Source organism: Pseudomonas sp. RA_35y_Pfl2_P32, assembly GCF_963970735.1.
Taxonomy (GTDB): Bacteria; Pseudomonadota; Gammaproteobacteria; order Pseudomonadales; family Pseudomonadaceae; genus Aquipseudomonas.
Map to the genome: position 1 here is coordinate 1 of NZ_CAXAQF010000222.1, position 511 is coordinate 511.

The window sequence follows — 511 nt, forward strand, 5'->3', positions numbered from 1 at the left end:
TGGGTTGCCGAAGAGCGTGGCGAGACCCCCGATCCCGCGATCCACTACGGCGAACTCGCCAATGGCCTGCGCTACGCGGTCATGCGCAGCGCCGAGCCCAAGGGGGTCGCTGTCGTCGAATATCATATTGCGGTCGGCACCGCGCAGCAGTCCGCCAACGAAAAGGAGTTTGCGCATCTCGTCGAGCATATGGCGTTCGGCGCGACCACGACGTTTCCCAAGGGCGATGCAATCGCGCAATTGCAATCGGCCGGTCTGCAATTGGGGGGTGATGTCAACGGTGCGACTTCTGCGCGCGGCACAGTGTACAGCCTTTCGATCCCGCAGGTGACGACCGAGAAGCTGGCGCTTGCGCTGCGGTTCCTGCGCGGGTTTAGCGATGGCGCGCTGTTCGACGCCAACGAGGTTGAGCGGCAAAAGGGTGTGGTGGGGGCGGAGATTGCGGGCGGCGAGACGCAGGCAACACGCGCAGCCCGGGCGCTGCGGCAGCAATTCTATCCCGAACTGCCCT

1 protein-coding gene is annotated in these 511 nt (G+C 64.6%); it reads left to right on the top strand.

The genetic code is table 11. The features are described 5' to 3' along the window. On the top strand, positions 1-511 hold a 511-nt coding region (locus AACY45_RS27975; protein ID WP_339548713.1), incomplete at both ends, for a M16 family metallopeptidase.